This is a genomic window from Pantoea sp. NSTU24, assembly GCF_050157905.1.
Taxonomy (GTDB): domain Bacteria; phylum Pseudomonadota; class Gammaproteobacteria; order Enterobacterales; family Enterobacteriaceae; genus Pantoea.
On record NZ_JBKIWZ010000001.1, the window covers coordinates 1,370,024 to 1,386,838 of the forward strand.

General features: G+C 56.1%; 15 protein-coding genes. 6 read left to right on the forward strand and 9 right to left on the reverse strand.

Annotated features, from left to right (window positions below; translation table 11 throughout):
- Window positions 1–6 precede the first annotated feature (6 nt).
- Together ACLHDD_RS06680 and ACLHDD_RS06685 are read right to left on the reverse strand one after the other, a co-directional pair.
- Window positions 7–195 carry a YnbE family lipoprotein gene (locus ACLHDD_RS06680; RefSeq protein WP_427103469.1) on the reverse strand — a complete coding sequence of 63 codons (189 nt, stop codon included), beginning with the start codon at window positions 193–195 and terminating at the stop codon, window positions 7–9.
- The gene (locus ACLHDD_RS06685; protein ID WP_427103470.1) at window positions 192–2,822 is read right to left on the reverse strand and encodes a YdbH family protein; all 2,631 of its coding nucleotides are present in this window, start codon (window positions 2,820–2,822) and stop codon (window positions 192–194) included. The genes ACLHDD_RS06680 and ACLHDD_RS06685 overlap by 4 nt, the downstream gene beginning before the upstream one ends.
- Before the next feature lie 145 nt (window positions 2,823–2,967).
- Here ACLHDD_RS06685 and ACLHDD_RS06690 point away from each other — a divergent pair, with 145 nt between their 5' ends.
- Entirely contained in the window at window positions 2,968–3,960 is a 993-nt protein-coding gene (locus ACLHDD_RS06690) for a 2-hydroxyacid dehydrogenase (RefSeq protein ID WP_427103471.1), read from the forward strand.
- 31 nt (window positions 3,961–3,991) lie between these two features.
- Here the strand turns inward: ACLHDD_RS06690 and ACLHDD_RS06695 are convergent, their stop codons facing one another.
- Window positions 3,992–4,267: a putative hemolysin gene (locus ACLHDD_RS06695; RefSeq protein WP_427103472.1), complete on the reverse strand. Its 276-nt coding sequence runs from the start codon at window positions 4,265–4,267 to the stop codon at window positions 3,992–3,994.
- A 184-nt stretch (window positions 4,268–4,451) separates the two neighbouring features.
- Here ACLHDD_RS06695 and ACLHDD_RS06700 point away from each other — a divergent pair, with 184 nt between their 5' ends.
- Window positions 4,452–5,108 (forward strand): MgtC/SapB family protein, encoded by a 657-nt coding sequence (locus tag ACLHDD_RS06700; RefSeq protein WP_427103473.1) that lies wholly within the window; start codon window positions 4,452–4,454, stop codon window positions 5,106–5,108.
- A gap of 467 nt (window positions 5,109–5,575) precedes the next feature.
- Here ACLHDD_RS06700 and ACLHDD_RS06705 read toward each other — a convergent pair whose 3' ends face one another.
- Window positions 5,576–5,764 (reverse strand): hypothetical protein, encoded by a 189-nt coding sequence (locus ACLHDD_RS06705; RefSeq protein WP_427103474.1) that lies wholly within the window; start codon window positions 5,762–5,764, stop codon window positions 5,576–5,578.
- A gap of 855 nt (window positions 5,765–6,619) precedes the next feature.
- On the opposite strand from ACLHDD_RS06705, the gene ttcA reads away from it, so the two are divergent.
- Entirely contained in the window at window positions 6,620–7,555 is a 936-nt protein-coding gene (gene ttcA / locus ACLHDD_RS06710) for a tRNA 2-thiocytidine(32) synthetase TtcA (protein WP_427103475.1), read from the forward strand.
- Window positions 7,556–7,596: 41 nt separating this feature from the next.
- Here the strand turns inward: ttcA and ACLHDD_RS06715 are convergent, their stop codons facing one another.
- The 3 genes from ACLHDD_RS06715 to ACLHDD_RS06725 form a co-directional block, all read right to left on the reverse strand.
- On the reverse strand, window positions 7,597–7,743 hold the full coding sequence (locus ACLHDD_RS06715; RefSeq protein ID WP_427103476.1) for a hypothetical protein: 147 nt from the start codon (window positions 7,741–7,743) through the stop codon (window positions 7,597–7,599).
- A 284-nt stretch (window positions 7,744–8,027) separates the two neighbouring features.
- A complete protein-coding gene (zntB, locus tag ACLHDD_RS06720) occupies window positions 8,028–9,011 on the reverse strand; it encodes a zinc transporter ZntB (protein ID WP_427103477.1) in 984 nt (327 codons plus the stop codon).
- Between the two features lie 118 nt (window positions 9,012–9,129).
- A complete protein-coding gene (locus ACLHDD_RS06725; protein ID WP_427103478.1) occupies window positions 9,130–10,749 on the reverse strand; it encodes a peptide ABC transporter substrate-binding protein in 1,620 nt (539 codons plus the stop codon).
- 152 nt (window positions 10,750–10,901) lie between these two features.
- Here ACLHDD_RS06725 and mpaA point away from each other — a divergent pair, with 152 nt between their 5' ends.
- Window positions 10,902–11,609, forward strand: a complete 708-nt coding sequence (gene mpaA / locus ACLHDD_RS06730) for a murein tripeptide amidase MpaA (RefSeq protein ID WP_427103479.1) — start codon at window positions 10,902–10,904, stop codon at window positions 11,607–11,609.
- On the opposite strand, the gene ycjG is transcribed toward mpaA, so the two are convergent.
- The gene (gene ycjG / locus ACLHDD_RS06735; RefSeq protein ID WP_427103480.1) at window positions 11,584–12,567 is read right to left on the reverse strand and encodes an L-Ala-D/L-Glu epimerase; all 984 of its coding nucleotides are present in this window, start codon (window positions 12,565–12,567) and stop codon (window positions 11,584–11,586) included. The genes mpaA and ycjG overlap by 26 nt on opposite strands.
- A gap of 143 nt (window positions 12,568–12,710) precedes the next feature.
- Between ycjG and tpx the strand changes: the two genes are divergently transcribed.
- Window positions 12,711–13,214 carry a thiol peroxidase gene (tpx, locus tag ACLHDD_RS06740; protein ID WP_427103481.1) on the forward strand — a complete coding sequence of 168 codons (504 nt, stop codon included), beginning with the start codon at window positions 12,711–12,713 and terminating at the stop codon, window positions 13,212–13,214.
- Window positions 13,215–13,513: 299 nt separating this feature from the next.
- Here the strand turns inward: tpx and tyrR are convergent, their stop codons facing one another.
- Window positions 13,514–15,079 (reverse strand): transcriptional regulator TyrR, encoded by a 1,566-nt coding sequence (tyrR, locus tag ACLHDD_RS06745; protein WP_427103482.1) that lies wholly within the window; start codon window positions 15,077–15,079, stop codon window positions 13,514–13,516.
- Between the two features lie 283 nt (window positions 15,080–15,362).
- Between tyrR and ACLHDD_RS06750 the strand changes: the two genes are divergently transcribed.
- Window positions 15,363–16,781, forward strand: coding sequence for a hypothetical protein (locus tag ACLHDD_RS06750; protein WP_427103483.1), 1,419 nt, complete (start codon window positions 15,363–15,365; stop codon window positions 16,779–16,781).
- Window positions 16,782–16,815 lie beyond the last annotated feature (34 nt).

A 16,815-nucleotide genomic window follows, 5' to 3' on the forward strand; every position in this document is an offset into this window, starting at 1 on the left:
CTCTCCTCAAAACAGACCGCTCTGGTTTTTCAGTAACGCTTCGACATCCTTATCGGCTTTGATATGAATCTCGTGCTCGATTCTGACGTTCATGTTGATGGTGATGGGATCTTTGGGGGCCGTGACTTCAATACGCGGCACACAGCCGATGCTCAGCAGTCCGGCTGCCATAACCAGTAGGGCCTTCAGGCTCATGGTGAAGTGTCCTTATTCGAGGGCAATGTCGCATGTTGCTCTAGCCAGGATTGCAAATTATCGCCGAAGCGCAGGCTGCGCCAGAGCTGAAACAGATTTTCCTGGTGATGATAATTAAGGTTAACCGTCTGACGACGATTGCTGAAGCGACTGACGCCCTGCACCTGCGCCTCCATAGTGAGGTCGCCGAGGTTATCCAGGTTAATCGTGGCCCAGCTACGGGAGATCTCCATATAACGCAGCCAGTCCAGCGCGGCACCCGTCGCGACGTTGTTACGGGTAATCGCATCGGCCATATCCTTGTCCAGCCGGAAAGTCAGCGCACCGCTGTTGGCGATCCACCCTTTCTCCACCAGCCAGCGTGGGTTATTCAGCCACAGTGGAAGTTCACCGTTGACGTTACCCGACATGGCAAACTGCTTCGGCTTCAGCGCCGTCACCAGCTTGCTCAGACTGATGTGACGCAGTGTCACACGGGCGGGGTCATGCTGTGGCATGCGCAGCGCGGGCAGCGAAATCTGGCCGCCCAGCAGTTCGAGGCTGACATCCTGCAGCGTCAGCGGCGCATCGTCGGACCACGGCCAGCTGCCCTGCAGGTCAGCGCGAATATTCTGCATCGCGAACTGGTTTTTCACCTCGGCGATCCGCAGCGATACCGGGCCGTGCTGCCCGAACTGCCACTGAGCCGCCTTAAAGCGGAACGGTAGCGAGAAGTCGATACCGTTGACCTGACTGTCGGGCGTCCAGACGCTGCCCTGCCTGACCGTCCAGTGGCCTACGGCCTGGAATCCCTGATCCGGCGCGGCGGAAAAGGCGACCTGTGCCTCTAATCTGCCATCCTGGATCTGCATTTTCATATCAGGACTGAGCAACGGCTGAAAAACCGTCAGCGACTGGGAGGGCCACCAGGCCTGACCACGCAGCCTTTCGCCATCCCAGCGGCCATTGACGCGCAGCGGCCCGACCCGACCAGCCTTTAACTCGCCACGCCAGAGAAAAGCACCGGGGTCGCGGCCCTTAGCCTCAAAGTCGAGGGTCGACGCGGCCAGACGACCGCCATAGCTGAAGCGGGTTTCGCCCGCCTGCAGGCGGAAATGCCCCTGAAACGAGGGCTGCGCCACATCGCGCTGCCAGTTAACCGGTTCCGTGAGCGTCAGACGCGGTGTGGCGACGTTGACACTGCCGTAGGCCAGCTGGTTAAAACCGGTGGAAAGCGTGTCCAGATGAATCAGGGTATCGTGCCAGCCGCCGGTGCCTTTCACATCCCAGCGCGCCTGCAGCGGCAGCATCTCGCCGCCGCCCCAGTAGCGCCAGTTCCATTCCCCTTTGTCAGGCCAGAAGTCGGTTGCGCGGCCATCAAGATGAAGCCGGAAACGGCCAAAATCGGCATTGTGTGCGGTGAGAATCGCCTGCAGACGCCCATCGATACCCTGCGACGAGAGCCGCACGCCCGCCAGCGGCCAGCGTGCTTCATCCACCTCCAGCGTTGACAGGATCCGGCCTTTCAGGCGCAGCAGCGATTTGGGCTGCAGCACCAGCTGAGGATCCAGCAGGGAGCCGCTGAGCCGGCCCGGCACAGAGCCGTAGAGTTGCAGATCGGCCAGTTTGCTTTCGCCTGTGATCTGAAACGGCAGACTGCTCTCTGTCAGGCTGAGGTTGCCGGGCCCGACGCCGAGGACTACGTTGCCCTTGCCACCGCGTCCCTGAGTCAGCAGGTTGATTCGGCCTGTGATCTGGCTGTTTTCCAGGCCTGCCTGCCAGTTATCCAGCGTCAGGTTAACGAACCCGGACAGCGGCTGGGTCGCAAACGGCCAGAAGTATTCCCCCTGCTGAATCTGAATCTGATCACGGTTTAGCTGCCACGGTAAGCGGAGCAGCGGCTTCGCCTGTTCCGCCATCGCCACACGCAGTTCTCCCTGCTGCTGCCGCCAGTGAAGCGTGACCTGCAGGGGATGCGGCAGCGCTGCCAGCGCGAACTTCCCCGCCACTTCGCCCTGCACCGGCAGATCTGTGGCGAAGGCAGGCAATTTCAAATCGCCCCTGAGGGTGATCGGTTCGGGCAGTGCGGGATGGGTAAACATCAGGTGCGTCACGGCCAGCTGCTGGCCGGTCAGGGTTGCCGCCACCTGCAGATTCTCGCCCTGATACATCAGCTGCTGGCGATCTTTTTCCAGCGTCAGATCCAGTTCGCCTGCATAGGTCTGCCACGGCGTAACGATCACTTTGCCCAGATGTACGTCGGCGCCGGGCAGCATCGCCTGCCATTCCGCCAGGGTTTTCGGGGCGGCTGCGTCCGGTTCACTGGCGGGCAGTTTTTGCAGACAGGCGCTGTCCAGCATCAGCTCCGCCGCATTCAGTTTCCAGCGCGACTGATGCCAGCCCAACGACACCGCTTTGACGGTGGCCAGTGAGCAATCCTTTGTAAGATAGCGAACCTGCGGCAGCCAAAGACCACCGTCGCGCCAGCGCGGCGCACCGGAAAGCTCAATACGGGTTTCAGCAGGCAGCCAGATACCGGCCAGCCGCGGCAGCCATTGGGTTACAGTCAGTATCAGGCCGAGCAGCAGCAGAATCAGCGCCAGAATCGCCGCCAGCCGTCGCCGGAAAATCCGTGGCATAGAAGCCATAATCCTTTTCCTTACAATATCCTGACAGGAATGATGGCATGTAATCTGCCGGAGGTGAAGGTCTGCGCCAGACGCCGGTCAGCTCTTTCAGCAAAGTCAGCCAGAAAACGTTATCCTTGGTTTATCACTCTGCAGGAGCATAACAATGAAGATCGCGGTTTACAGCACCAAACATTACGATCAGAAATACCTTGAGCAGGTTAATCAGCAGTTTGGTTTTGAGCTGCTCTTTTTTGACTTTTTACTCAGTGAGAACACGGCCAAAACCGCAGTGGGTTGCGATGCCGTCTGCATTTTTGTGAATGATGACGGCAGTCGTCCGGTGCTGGAGGAGCTGGCGGGACTGGGTGTAAAAGCTATCGCGCTGCGCTGTGCCGGTTTCAATAATGTCGATCTGGCGGCGGCGAAAGAGCTGGGCCTGGAGGTGGTGCGGGTACCGGCTTACTCACCGGAAGCCGTGGCCGAACACACTATCGGCCTGATGATGACCCTGAACCGCCGCATTCATCGTGCTTATCAGCGTACCCGTGATGCGAACTTCTCCCTCGACGGCCTGACCGGATTCAACATGTATCAGAAAACGGCAGGCGTAATCGGCACCGGAAAAATCGGGCTGGCGACAATGCGAATTCTGAAAGGGTTTGGTATGCGGCTGCTGGCCTTTGACCCCTATCCGAGCGAGGAGGCGCGTGCATTGGGTGCTGAGTATGTCGATCTGAAGACGCTGTTTGCAGAATCGCACGTTATCACGCTGCACTGCCCGATGACGCCGGAAAATCATCATTTGCTCAACGCGGCGGCGTTTAAGCAGATGCGCGATGGCGTCATGATTATCAACACCAGCCGGGGCGGTCTGATTGATTCACAGGCGGCGATTGACGCGCTGAAACAGCAGAAAATTGGTGCGCTCGGCATGGATGTTTATGAGAACGAGCGGGATCTGTTCTTTGAAGATAAGTCCAACGATGTGATTCAGGACGATATCTTCCGCCGTCTGTCGGCGTGTCATAACGTGTTATTTACCGGCCATCAGGCCTTTTTAACCGCGGAAGCGCTGACCGCCATTTCAGAAACCACACTGAATAATCTCAGCCAGCTGGACCGTGGCGAAGCGTGCCCGAACCGGCTCCCGGCCTGAGTATGCGGGCCGGCGCAATCCGGCCTGCTTATCAGCGTGCGCAGTTCCCGCCAATCAGCGCCTGTTCATCGCAGCGGCGGCCATTGACTAACTGGCACATCCCTACCCGTGAACCATCCAGCTGATGCGAAAACGCCAGGGTCCCGCCCGCACTGGCACAGTTGCTTTCTGCCAGGGAAGACATCACAACCCGAGGCTGGATATGGGCGGCGGTGGCTTGTTGCGGTGGCTCATTATCATCACTGTGGCTGCTGCAGGCAGAGAGTAATAACGCGGCACCGGCCAGCAAAAAGGGGGCTGCTTTCATCAGACGGACTCCGGGAATAGGGGTTAAAGGCTGGCTCAGGATATGCCAGGCAGCACAAGGGGTCGAGAGGAGAAACAGCTTTTTACAAAATTCTGCGGCGTCATTTGCAAGCAGAATTATCTTGTTTACCTGTTATGACTGAACTGTCACCTTTTTTTAGCCCTGAATAATTCGGAGAAAAGCCATGTTAATGGATATGCTGATTCGCATTGCCCTGGCCGGGATTCTTGGCGGCCTGATCGGCCTTGAGCGTCAGATGCGCGCTAAAGAGGCGGGCCTGCGTACCCATATTCTGGTCGGTATTGGCAGTGCAATGTTTATGCTGGTGTCAAAGTATGGCTTCGCCGACATGCTGAGCAGCGACCACGTCGCCCTCGATCCCAGCCGTATTGCCGCGCAGGTCGTGAGCGGCATGGGGTTTTTGGGTGCAGGCACCATCATGATTCAGAAACAGGTGGTGAAGGGATTGACCACCGCGGCGGGCTTGTGGGTCACTGCCGCCATCGGGCTGGTGATCGGGAGCGGTATGTATGAAATCGGGATTTATGGCACGGTACTCGCGCTGCTGGTGCTGGAGGTTTTCCGCCGCCTGAGCCATCTGCTGATTGGCAAACATCATACCCTGCTGGTGTTCCTGAAACCAAAAAGTGTACCGCTGGTGCTGCTGGTCATGCAGCGGGAAGGCATTCGCTACGGTAATGTCACGGTAATAAACCGCGATGCCGAGAGCGGCCTGTGCGAACTGAGCGTTCAGGTCACGCTTTCCCGCCGCTCCAGCGATGTCCATCTGTATGACAAGGTCATGGAGATCAAAGGCGTTCAGTCGCTGGAAATGATGTAATCCCGGTTTTTCCCCGCGTGTTACGTCGTGAACCCTGAAGCTCACCGCGGGCGGTATCCATCACCGCCTGCTGTTTCTCTGTAATGGCTGATTGTCATCCGGACGCCCATCTGCCTGATCTCAGACATAGAGTCTGCTGGCAATGCATGCCATAATCCGTGATAATTAATTTCCGTTATCATTTATCAGCGATTAATGGACTATCGCACTATGCATTCTGACAATGTTCTGCCCGTTGCCATACGCAAAAGCAGTCTGCCGCGGTTGAGCATACTGCTCTTTGTTGCAATTACAGGTGTGGCAGCCATCATAATAATTTCCGATGCTCAGACTATTCTGGATCAGGCGATGGAAACCGGACAGTGTCTGGCTGGCAAAGGTGCGAAAGGTTTACTGGAAACCTTCAGGCATTTTTTGCATCATGTCTGTCGCTGGATTGTTAACGCCTGCGGCTGAATGCCTTGCGTTCAGTGCAGCAGAAAATGAAGCAGGCCGTGTCGGTTGACCAGCAACATCACGGCACAATACATCAGCGTAACATAGCAAAGTGCAAAGAGAGTCAGCATCGCCATAAAGCGGATACCGTACTTTTTTATTTTTTGAATATCAGAAAAATATTTCATAACGCCTGACGTTTTGTTTGCCTTAATAGCCATTTATTTAACGGGTTCACCGTCCGGCTGTATTATTGAAATGTGCGATGCCCTAAGCGCAGGGCAGCCTGCCGTCTGCATGGCTGTTTACGAATATGGCCCGCCCTGCCGTTTTTGCATGACACCGGCTAATCTGATGAAGTTGCAACCATAACTCTTCTGATTGAAAATTAATAAATTTAACTGACTGACAGGGTTGAAGATTGAGGGGGAATGCAAACGCGCGCCTTATTCTACTCCCTGAGGCTTAACCTTTATTCAACAGCAGCCTGTTTTCAGAGAAACCCCGGCTAAATAATCAGCCCTGTTTTTATTTCCGGCTTTGCTCTGATTAATTAACCTGACGAAAGTCAGTTTTTAAAGCAACCCGATGCCGTTTAAGCCGGATTGATTTACCCGGGCGGCTGCTTTTTTTATTTGCCGGGACGTTGTGATGAAACATCTGTTACCAGCCGCTGTTATTTTTATGGTCGCGGGCTATGCGGCAAAGGACGATGACGTGCGGGTCCCTGTTCTTCAGGCCGCGCCCCCGCCTGTTCAACTCAGAATGATGAAACGATTGCCCGTGGCAGAAAGTGTCTGCTCGCTGATGCGTCGCACGGCAATACCCGTACGCCCTTCTGCCCGGTTAAAACTGCCGGATAAGGTGAGACCGGGCATTTAATCCGGCTGTGCTCGTGTCCTGCCCTGCCGGCGGACAACGGCCTTTTCCGCTGAATATTCACTCCGGTACTGGCATTCGCGGCAACAATCCGTACCATACGCTGCATATTCGTGACACCGCAGTGAAGTGTCTGGCTGGAGGCGCGACATGGTCTGCCTTTCCGCAGTGCTTTCTGGATTCAGAGATAGGTAAAAATGCAAGATAATCAGACGGTTGACAAGAAAGAACAGTACAACCTTAACAAACTGCAGAAACGACTGCGTCGTCATGTCGGCGAAGCGATCGCCGATTTTAATATGATTGAAGAAGGCGACCGTATCATGGTCTGCCTGTCTGGCGGCAAAGACAGCTACACCATGCTGGAAATCCTGCGCAGTCTGCAAAAGAGTGCGCCCGTCAGCTTCAGTCTGATTGCGGTTAACCTCGACCAGAAGCAGCCGGGTTTCCCGGAGCATATCCTGCCGCAGTATCTTGAGGCACAGGGCGTTGAATACCGGATTATCGAAGAAGATACCTATTCCATCGTCAAAGAGAAGATTCCGGAAGGTAAAACCACCTGTTCACTCTGCTCGCGACTGCGCCGTGGCATTCTCTATCGCGTAGCCACCGAACTGGGCTGTACCAAGATTGCGCTCGGCCATCATCGTGATGACATCCTGCAGACCCTGTTCCTGAACATGTTCTATGGCGGGAAGATGAAAGGCATGCCGCCAAAACTGATGAGCGACGACGGCAAGCAGATTGTGATCCGTCCGCTGGCCTACTGCCGCGAGAAGGATATTATTCGCTTCTCGGAAGCGCGCCAGTTCCCGATCATTCCCTGCAACCTCTGTGGTTCGCAACCAAATCTGCAGCGTCAGGTGGTAGCCGATATGCTGCGCGACTGGGATAAACGTTATCCGGGCCGTATCGAAACCATGTTCAGCGCGATGCAGAATGTCGTGCCATCGCACCTGGCGGATATCAGCCTGTTCGATTTTAAAGGCATTAAACACGGCGATGCCGTTGTGGATGGTGGTGATCTGGCATTCGACCGTGAAACATTGCCCGCTCAGCCCGCAGGCTGGCGCGACGATGACGAAGACGCGCCGGATATCAGCGCGCGTCTGGATGTGCTTCAGATAAAATAAGCGCCAGATCGGTTAAGGGCGTGCTCAGAGCACGCCCTTTTTTATATGTTGCGGTGTGGTGGCGGATCCATGATTGGTGGAAATTCCGGATCGGCTGGCGGATCGGGCTGCGGCTGAGGATGAGGAATCGGGTCAGGAATCGGGGTGGGATCCGTCGGGATCGGCTCGCTGTTGAAAATCGCGCTCATGCCGTACTCCTTTTCTTACGAATGGAGTTTAAGCTTAGGTAAGAAACCGTCTCACAGCCAGGCGGATCAAAAAAAGCCGGCGCACTGGCCGGCATGGTTCGAATTAATTGTGCTATGCAATAATTCTGAAAATAAAAAGTCAGACAATATGGAGCGCAACGCCCATCGCTTGACGTTGCATTCACCTGCGGAAGAGAGTTTGCCTCAGGTTCGGTTTCAGATTCTTGATATCGATCAGCTTTTGCCTGTTTAATCCGGTTTTCCGGCCTTTTCGCCCTGCCCGACTAAAGCCAGCGCCGTTTACGCAGATAACCCGCCACACCCAGCGCCAGCGCGACCAGCAGCAGACAGAACAGCGGGAAGCCATAGTGCCAGTCGCCGCCGGGGATCCCGCCCAGGTTAACGCCGAACAGCCCCGTCAGGAAAGTCGCGGGGAGAAAAATCATCGCCATCAGGGACATCGTATAGGTGCGGCGATTCATTGATTCCGCCATCGCGGAGGCGACCTCATCGGCAAGGATTGCGGTGCGTGCCACGCCCGCATCCAGGTCATCCAGTCCGCGACCCAGACGATCGGCGATCTCCTGCATCCGGCGGCGTTCGCTGTCATCCATCCAGCCAAGCTTTTCGCTGGCCAGCCGGGCATACACATCCCGCTGCGGCGCCATGTAGCGCCGCATTACGATCAGCTGTTTGCGCAGCAGGCCGAGTTCGCCCCGTGCAGGCATCCGCTGGTCCAGCAACGCATCTTCCAGCTCAATGATTTTGTCATGCAGCTCTTCAATAAATTCGCTGGTGTGATCGGTCAGGGCATCACAGACATCCACCAGCCAGCTGCCGCAGTCAATCGGGCCGTTGCCGTTCTGCAGGTCCGTTAATACTTCATCGACCGCAGTGACTTTACGCCGCCGTGTCGAGACGATGAGCTTGTCGTTGATGAAGACCCGCATTACCACCAGCTGATCGCGACGCGCATCGCTGTTGTGATTGACGCTGCGCAGCACGATCATAAAACCGTCGCCCAGCCGGCTGACACGGGGGCGCATACTGTCGCCCGCTAACGCATCGCGCACCGTATCCGGGATTTGCGGCGTTGACTGCAGCCACTCCGCGCTTTTGCGGTGGGTGTAGTTCAGATGCAGCCAGCAGGGCTGTTCACACTGAATCACCTCATCTTCCGCGATCGGGATCATCCCGCCCTTTCCATCCAGCTGGCAGGAAATTATGGCATCCGACACCTGCAACGCTTTTCCTTTAATTACGTCCACACCATCGCCTCACTACTAAAATCAATACGATACAGTCTAGCGTGACGGCGTTGAGTTGCAATCGCCGGGCTGTATAGAAAGATGTCGGGCGGTGACCGGTCAGGCGGTCACCTGCCGCTTAGTGCTTCTCGATCCACAGCTCGCGGCTGTAGGCGACATCTTCAGGGTTGGTGATGGGATAGCCTTTGACCCAGGGTTTGATCAGGCGGCCATTGGTGTACTGATAGACAGGCGCAATCGGTGCCTGATCCGCCAGAATCTGTTCGGCACGGTTGTAATCGCTGTTGCGCGCCTCATTGCTGGTCTCCCTGCTGGCTTTAGCCAGCACGGCATCATAGTCAGCATTGCTGAAGCGCGAGATGTTACTGCTGTTGCCGGCGGTCAGCAGGTTCAGGAAGGTCGATGGCTCGTTGTAATCGCCGACCCAGGAGGCCCGGATAACATCGAAGTTCCCGCTGTTGCGGCTGTCGATGTAGGTTTTCCACTCCTGATTTTCCAGCGTCACATCGACCCCGAGGTTCTTTTTCCACATCGAGGCGACGGCAATCGCAATTTTCTGATGGCTTTCAGAGGTGTTATACAGCAGTTTCAGCTTCAGCGGTTTGCCGGGGCCATAGCCAGCGGCGGCCAGCAGTGCCCTGGCCTGCGCGTTCAAACTGTTCTGGTCATGCTGCTGCAGGAAGGATGGCAGCGGCTTAAAACCTGCCGTGACATCGGGGGTAAAGTGCCAGGCCGGTTTTTCACCGGTGCCCAGCACCTTCTCAGCGATAATCTTCCGGTCGATAGACCAGGAGAGCGCCTTACGCACCCGCACATCGGCCGTCGGCCCCTTCTGCGTGTTAAACGCATAGTAATAGGTGCCCAGCTGATCGGGTGTATAGACCTCGCCTGGCAGGGTTTTCTTCAGCAACCCATACATCTCTTTGGGGAAAGATTCGGTGATATCAATATCATTGGCGCGGTAGCGTTTAGTGGCGCTCGACTCCTCGTTGATCGGAACGAACGTGACCTTTGTCAGCACCGAGTGCGCATCATCCCAGTAGTGAGGATTGCGCGTGAGGACGATCTTTTCGTTCACGACGCGCTCGCTGAGCTGGTAAGCGCCGTTGCCGACCAGTTTACCCGGCGCTGTCCAGCTGTCGCCCTGCTGCGCAATGACCTTCTCAGGTACGGGAAAGAGCGCAACGTTGGCCACCAGCGCCGGGAACCACGGCACCGGCCTGTCCAGCGTCACCTTCAGGCGGCTGTTATCCAGCGCCACCACGCCCAGCTTATCGGGCGTCATGTCACCTTTGGTGATCGCGGCGGCATTTTCAATTCCGCTTAATCCGGCGAACCAGGCGAAGGCCGAACTGTTTTTAGGATCGACAAGCCGCTGCCAGCTGTAGACAAAATCCCGGGCGGTCACCGGCTCGCCGTTTGACCAGCGTGCGTTATTCCGCAGCGTGAAGATCCAGGTTTTGTTATCACTGCTGCTCCAGCTCTGCGCCACGCCCGGCACGATTTTGCCCTGCGCGTCCTGGTTAGTCAGGCCCTCAAACAGGTCGCGGATCACCTGAATTTCGGGCAGCCCCACGGCTTTGAGCGGATCGAGCGACGCCGGTTCATCTTTGATATGGCGGACAATCTGCTGCTGTTCAGCCAGCGGCGCGCCAGCGGGGGGATTCGCCGCCATGGCGGGCGTGATAAGGCTGCTCAGGCTGATGGCTGCCAGCGTCATGCGGAAGGTCTTAACCATGCTCACTCCTATACCCAAAGAGGCGCTGCATCAGTCTGATGCCGATGCAGCTTGTTCAGGGCACTGTAACGCATCTGACTGATCGATAAATAGCTATTTTCCGTATCCGGCTTTTCCGCTACTTTTAATAAAACAGCCTTAAGGAAATCACTATGTCGCCACTCCATCCGCGTCCGCTGCGCGGCAAACTGGACGTTTCGTATCAGCAATATGGCCGTTCGGTTCTGGGCGCACCGCTGCTGTGGTTTCCGGCCCCGCAGGGAAATGCCGACAGTGGTCTTATTCTGGCCGGTACTCACGGTGATGAGAATGCGGCCATTGCGACCCTCTCCGCCGCGTTGCGAACGCTGCCTGAGGGCATGCGACGGCATCATGTGGTACTGGCGGTCAATCCCGATGGCTGTCAGCTTGGGCTGCGCGCTAACGCCAATGGGGTCGATCTCAACCGTAATTTTCCGGCGGCGAACTGGCAGCCAGGCGACACCGTCTATCGCTGGAACAGTGCGGCAGATGCGCGCGACGTCGCGCTCTCCACCGGCACCCATCCGGCTTCCGAGCCGGAAACCCAGGCGCTCTGCGCCCTGATTCATCAGCTGAAACCGCGCTGGATCGTCTCCTGGCACGAACCGCTGGGCTGCATTGACGATCCCCGTCAGGTGGAGATTGGCGACTGGCTGGCCAGACACACTGGACTTCCCCGTGTCAGCAGCGTCGGCTATGACACACCCGGTTCATTTGGTAGCTGGTGCAGCGATCTTAGCCTGCCCTGCGTGACTGCTGAAATGCCGGTGGTGTCGGTCGATGAAGCTACGGAGGTCTATCTGGAAATGATGGTTAACCTGCTGCGCTGGCAGCAATAATCAGCTGACCGTTGCGTACGTTTATCGTCGGTTCTGCATCCACTGCCAGCCAGGTCGGACCGTCGAGATCGGCGAAGCGCGCCTGCGGCACCAGTGGCAGGGCCGCGCGAATGGCCCGCGAGGTGCAGAGCATACAGCCGAGCATAATCGCAAACCCCTCCTGTTTCGCAGCGTCAGCCAGCGCCAGTGCTTCCGTCAGCCCTCCCGCTTTATCCAGCTTAATATTGACCATCTCATAGCGTCCCCGCAGCGCCGCCAGGCTGCTGCGGGTATGACAGCTTTCATCAGCACAGATGGGCAGCGGATGGATGAAGTTCGCCAGCGCCGCCTCTTCACCCGCTGGCAGGGGTTGTTCCAGCATCGCCACATTGAGGTCTGCCAGTAGCTGACAGCGTGCGGCCAGCCCTTCCGCGTGCCAGGATTCATTAGCATCAACAATCAGCGTTGCGTCCGGTACGGCAGCGCGGATCGCCATCAGCCGCTCGGTAATAAAATGATCGTCCAGCTTAATTTTCAGCAGCGTTGCGCCATGCTGCCACAGTGCCAGGGCGCTGCTGGCCATCGCTTCGGGCGTATCAATGCTGACGGTCTGCGCCGTCACCACCTCCGCTGGAGCGTTCACCCCATTCAGCTGCCACAGGCTGCTTTTCTGCTGGTGTACGGTGAGATCCCATAGCGCGCTGTCAATCGCGTTTCGCGCCGCGCCAGCGGGCAGCGCCTGCTGCAGAGCCTCCCGTGTCATCCCCTTTTGCAGCGCAGGCAGGATTTCGGCAATCTGCGCCAGCACCGAGGCTTCACTTTCGCCGTAGCGGGCATAAGGAGTTGCTTCACCAACGCCTTTGACGCCATCTTCCTCAATTTCAACCACCACCACTTTCGCTTCAGTCCGGGTTCCGCGGGCGATGACAAACGGCGTATGCAAGGGCCAGGCTTCGGGATAACTTTTTACCGTTCTCATTTCCACTCCACAATGTGTGATGCAGTGACAGACCGTCACGTTAAATTCCACAATTGAACTCGTAAACCCTTAACATTTATGTCATAAACAACGGCTATCTTTCACCGTTTTGTGTCAGATCTTTTTTATCAAAAGGAATCACTATGTCTCAGACTGTTCATTTTCAGGGTAACGCGGTACCGGTTGCAGGTCAGTTTCCTCAGACGGGCGACAAAGCTAAAGCCTTTACGCTGGTCGCGAAGAACCTGGTTAACGTCGCGCTCTCTGAGTATGCAGGAAAACGCAAAATTCTGAACATTTTCCCCAGCGTCGATACCGGCGTCTGTGCTTCATCAGTCCGCAAATTCAATCAGGCCGCCAGCGAGCTCAACAATACGGTAGTACTGTGCATCTCTGCGGATCTGCCGTTTGCCCAGTCGCGTTTCTGTGGCGCAGAAAATTTAAGCAACGTGGTGACGCTGTCGACGCTGCGCGGTTCAGAGTTTAAGTATGATTATGGTGTGGAAATTGCCGACGGTGCGCTGGAAGGTCTGACTGCACGTGCCGTGATCGTCCTGGATGAGAACGATAAGGTGCTTTACAGCCAGCTGGTCAACGAAATCACCACTGAGCCGGATTATGATGCTGCGCTGGCTGCACTGAAGTAACAGGTAAAGCCGGTTTATGATCCGGAGCGCTGTTCACTTCCAGCTTCCGGCAGCCATAAAACGTAACATGCAGTTTGCAGGGTCGGAAGAGGACGACGTCACCCGGAGAACACACCGGGGACGTGTCCGCCCTGCCAGCCCGATGATACTTCCCGACAATGTCGGATATCATCGGGCACACAAGCGCGGCTACGGCATCTATGCATGCTGACCCGCTTTTCTGAGCAGACCTGCTCTGAATCAGATAAGCCTGCCCTGAACGGTGACTACGATTCGCCTGTCTGCCTTTCGCCCTGACCTTATTCGCTTTCTGTGCGCTTCTGCCCCAGCCCATATTCACGTAGCTTATTCGCAATAGCGGTATGTGACACGCCAAGCCGTTTTGCCAGTTTTCGCGTGCTGGGATAAGAAAGATAGAGTCGTGTCAGTATCGATCGCTCAAATCGGCTGGTGATTTGATCCAGCGTACCTTCCAGCGCCTCATCGCCCAGCGCCACATCCAGCGCCTGTTCAGGCAGCACAATATCCTGCGGCCGAAGTTCATAGCCTTCCAGCTGGGTCAGCGCGCGATAAAGCGAATTCTTCAACTGACGCACATTGCCCGGCCAGGCGTAGCGGGTCAGAAATGCATTGAGTTGCGGAGAGAGACGCGGGCGCGCCATGCCCTGCTCATCGGCGAAACGGGCAACGAACATTTCGGTCAGCGGCAGGATGTCCTGGGGACGATCGCGCAGAGGCGGCAGTTGCAGCGTCAGCACATTGAGCCGGTAGAAGAGATCTTCGCGGAACTCTCCGCGCTGCACCAGCTCGATCAGGTTCTTTTGAGTGGCGCAGATGACACGCACGTTGACATGCACTTCATGCTCTTCGCCGACGCGCCGGAAGGTGCCATCATTCAGGAAACGCAGCAGCTTGGTCTGCATCCTTGGCGACATCTCCCCGATTTCATCCAGCAGAACTGAACCGCCATTGGCCTGCTCGAAGAAGCCCTTCTTCCCTTCCAGCGCGTTAGGATAGGCACCCGCAGCATGACCAAACAGTTCGCTTTCCGCGACGTCGTCGGGAAGCGAGGCACAGTTCAGCGCCAGAAAGGGGTTTTTGCCACGGGCGCTGCGCAGATGGCAGGCGCGCGCCAGCATATCTTTGCCCGTACCGGTATCGCCAACGATCAGCAAAGGCGCATCCAGCATTGCCAGTTTCCGTGCCTGATCGACCACCTGACGCATCTTCGGCGTGACCGCAATAATGTGGTCAAACTCCGAATCGTCCGTCACCACCAGATTCTGCAGCTGGCGCCCCATACGGGCTGTTGATTTCAGCATCACCATCGCACCTACCGGCCTGTCACCCTGGCCCTCTTCGCCTGGCAGATAGATCGGCCGGGCCTCCATCAGGAAATCGCGGCCTTCAATGACAACATGCTGCGCCTGGGCTTCAACCCGATCGCTCTCCAGCCAGCGCATGAAGTTAAACCCGTTGATCAGATTGCCTGCGCTGAAGTTGCGCATCTTCTCTTCATCGAGATTAAACAGGCTCTGTGCGGCTGGATTAGCCAGCTCAACCTTACTTTTGAGGTCAACTGAGAAGACCGGATCCGGCATTGCCACCAGTAGCGCCGTAAGCGCCCGATGTTCGCGTTCCGAAGGCATGTACGTGACGGTGCGCACATCTGTTACGCCAGGTGTACGCCTGATTTCCGCCATCAGATTGCTGAAGGCATCAAATTCCAGTGCGGCAAAATTGAGGTAGATGCGCCCCAGCGCCGTGATTTCAATTCCACGTAAATCGATGTTGCGTGCTACCAGCAGATCGAGCAGTTCTCGCGTCAGACCAATACGGTCATGACAGAACACTTCCAGACGCATTGCGTTCGCCTTAATCAGGTTCAGATAGGAAGATAATACGCTAACTCCTGCGCCTGCAGAAAGGGATCTGTCAGGAAAAGTTGACAGTAGGGGTGTGACTGACGCGCTTTTATACCGGACAGGCAAAAAAGTTCGGGTGCGAAGGCATGTCACTCTGGAAACCAAAAACCGGCCTCGCTATATTTTGCGAAAAACGCGCGCTGACAAAATTAACCGTCCCGGAAGCCACGAATAATTCGATCATTTCGCGGCAAAACATTACCCGGATTTAAAAGGATAAAGGATGACCTCCACTGAAAACGGCCTGACCCGCCGCCGCATTTTTTTGCTGTTTGCCGTCGTTATGCTGATTGCATACAGCCCCGCTTACTTAACGCATTACGCTTATACCGATGACTGGACCAATCTCTACTGGGCGAACTTCGACAGGCTGAGTATTTTAAACTGGGATACGTTATCCGGCAGACCGGTCTATGGCCTTATTCAGTACAGCGCCTCTTTTCTGGTTGAAAGCATCGCCCGACTGGCGCTGTTGCGTTCCATTGCCATTCTTCTGCTGATCGGCACCGGCTTTTATATTTATACGCTGTGTGAGAAATATGCCTTGTTTGAAAATCAGGCTCAGCGGCTTACTTTTTCGCTGCTGCTCTGCCTGCTGCCCTCATTTCAGGTATATGTGGCCTGGGCTTCCTGCTTTCCCTATATTGCTGCCATTCTGCTGGCCGGCGCCAGCTACCGCCTCTCAACCCGGCCTGGCATCGCCAGGCCGGTTTTCGCCGTTATTCTGCTGACGCTGGCTTTTTGTCTTTATCAGCCTGCGGCGATGAGTTTCACCTTCTTTGCGGCGCTCGACCTCTGTTTCTCCGCGCGCAGAATTGAGAAACGGCGGGCGGCCATCGCGCTACTGGTGCTGGGCGCAGGCATGTTCGCTGCGCTGATCGCCTCTAAAGTGCTTCCGGTTCAGCTTTATGGCCACACGCTGCCGCGCGCGGCTTTCAGCTACGATATTCCGGTTAAGCTGAAATGGTTTTTCACCGAATACCTGAAAAACGTTATCTGCAATTTCGACCTCGGTGCGAAAACCGTATCGGTGATTATTTCCTCACTCATTATTGGCGCGGGACTCAGAAAGATTAAGGCGGCGGGCAACGACAAATTTTATCTGATGTTTGTGCTGCTGCTGATCGCTGCACTGCCTAATCTGATTGTCAGTGAAAGCATGGCGGCTTACCGCACCCTGATTGCCGGCGCATTAATTACCACCAGCGCGTTTATTCTCGGCCTGTTTGAGATCAGCAAAAAGCTGAGATGGAAGCGTCTGTTTTATACGCTGCTGGTGATCGCCACCACCTCACTGTCAGTTAATCATCTGATTGACGGTTACGCTGTTCCGGCGCGCAAAGAGTTTGCGCTTCTGGAGCGGGCCATCACTCAGCAGGTTCCGAAAGATTTCAGGGGAGCGCTCTATTATCGTCTGACCGGTGAGTACCTGCCGAAAGTGGCGACTTTACGAAAATATGATGATTTTGGCGGGCTGGGACTGAGCATGTCATGGACATTTGCCGGTATGGCGCATTTTATCAGAGAAAAAAATGGCATGGCCTTCACGCTCCCAGCGGATCCGGTCATCACTGATGAAGCGGCCTGTCCCGGGGCGTGTCTCACTATCGATTCGCGGCAGGTGCTTCGCCAGCCACAGTAATAAATAAAGGCGGCCGGGCCGCCTTTATTTATTC

Bases quoted from the DNA above. Each gene is read 5' to 3' on its own strand.
- ACLHDD_RS06700 (WP_427103473.1), top strand. From the start codon at position 4,452: ATGTTAATGGATATGCTGATTCGCATTGCCCTGGCCGGGATTCTTGGC.
- ACLHDD_RS06695 (WP_427103472.1), bottom strand. From the start codon at position 4,267: ATGAAAGCAGCCCCCTTTTTGCTGGCCGGTGCCGCGTTATTACTCTCT.
- ACLHDD_RS06705 (WP_427103474.1), bottom strand. From the start codon at position 5,764: ATGGCTATTAAGGCAAACAAAACGTCAGGCGTTATGAAATATTTTTCT.
- mpaA (WP_427103479.1), top strand. From the start codon at position 10,902: ATGTCGCCACTCCATCCGCGTCCGCTGCGCGGCAAACTGGACGTTTCG.
- ACLHDD_RS06725 (WP_427103478.1), bottom strand. From the start codon at position 10,749: ATGGTTAAGACCTTCCGCATGACGCTGGCAGCCATCAGCCTGAGCAGC.
- ycjG (WP_427103480.1), bottom strand. From the start codon at position 12,567: ATGAGAACGGTAAAAAGTTATCCCGAAGCCTGGCCCTTGCATACGCCG.
- ACLHDD_RS06690 (WP_427103471.1), top strand. From the start codon at position 2,968: ATGAAGATCGCGGTTTACAGCACCAAACATTACGATCAGAAATACCTT.
- ttcA (WP_427103475.1), top strand. From the start codon at position 6,620: ATGCAAGATAATCAGACGGTTGACAAGAAAGAACAGTACAACCTTAAC.
- ACLHDD_RS06715 (WP_427103476.1), bottom strand. From the start codon at position 7,743: ATGAGCGCGATTTTCAACAGCGAGCCGATCCCGACGGATCCCACCCCG.
- ACLHDD_RS06680 (WP_427103469.1), bottom strand. From the start codon at position 195: ATGAGCCTGAAGGCCCTACTGGTTATGGCAGCCGGACTGCTGAGCATC.
- tpx (WP_427103481.1), top strand. From the start codon at position 12,711: ATGTCTCAGACTGTTCATTTTCAGGGTAACGCGGTACCGGTTGCAGGT.
- ACLHDD_RS06750 (WP_427103483.1), top strand. From the start codon at position 15,363: ATGACCTCCACTGAAAACGGCCTGACCCGCCGCCGCATTTTTTTGCTG.
- tyrR (WP_427103482.1), bottom strand. From the start codon at position 15,079: ATGCGTCTGGAAGTGTTCTGTCATGACCGTATTGGTCTGACGCGAGAA.
- ACLHDD_RS06685 (WP_427103470.1), bottom strand. From the start codon at position 2,822: ATGGCTTCTATGCCACGGATTTTCCGGCGACGGCTGGCGGCGATTCTG.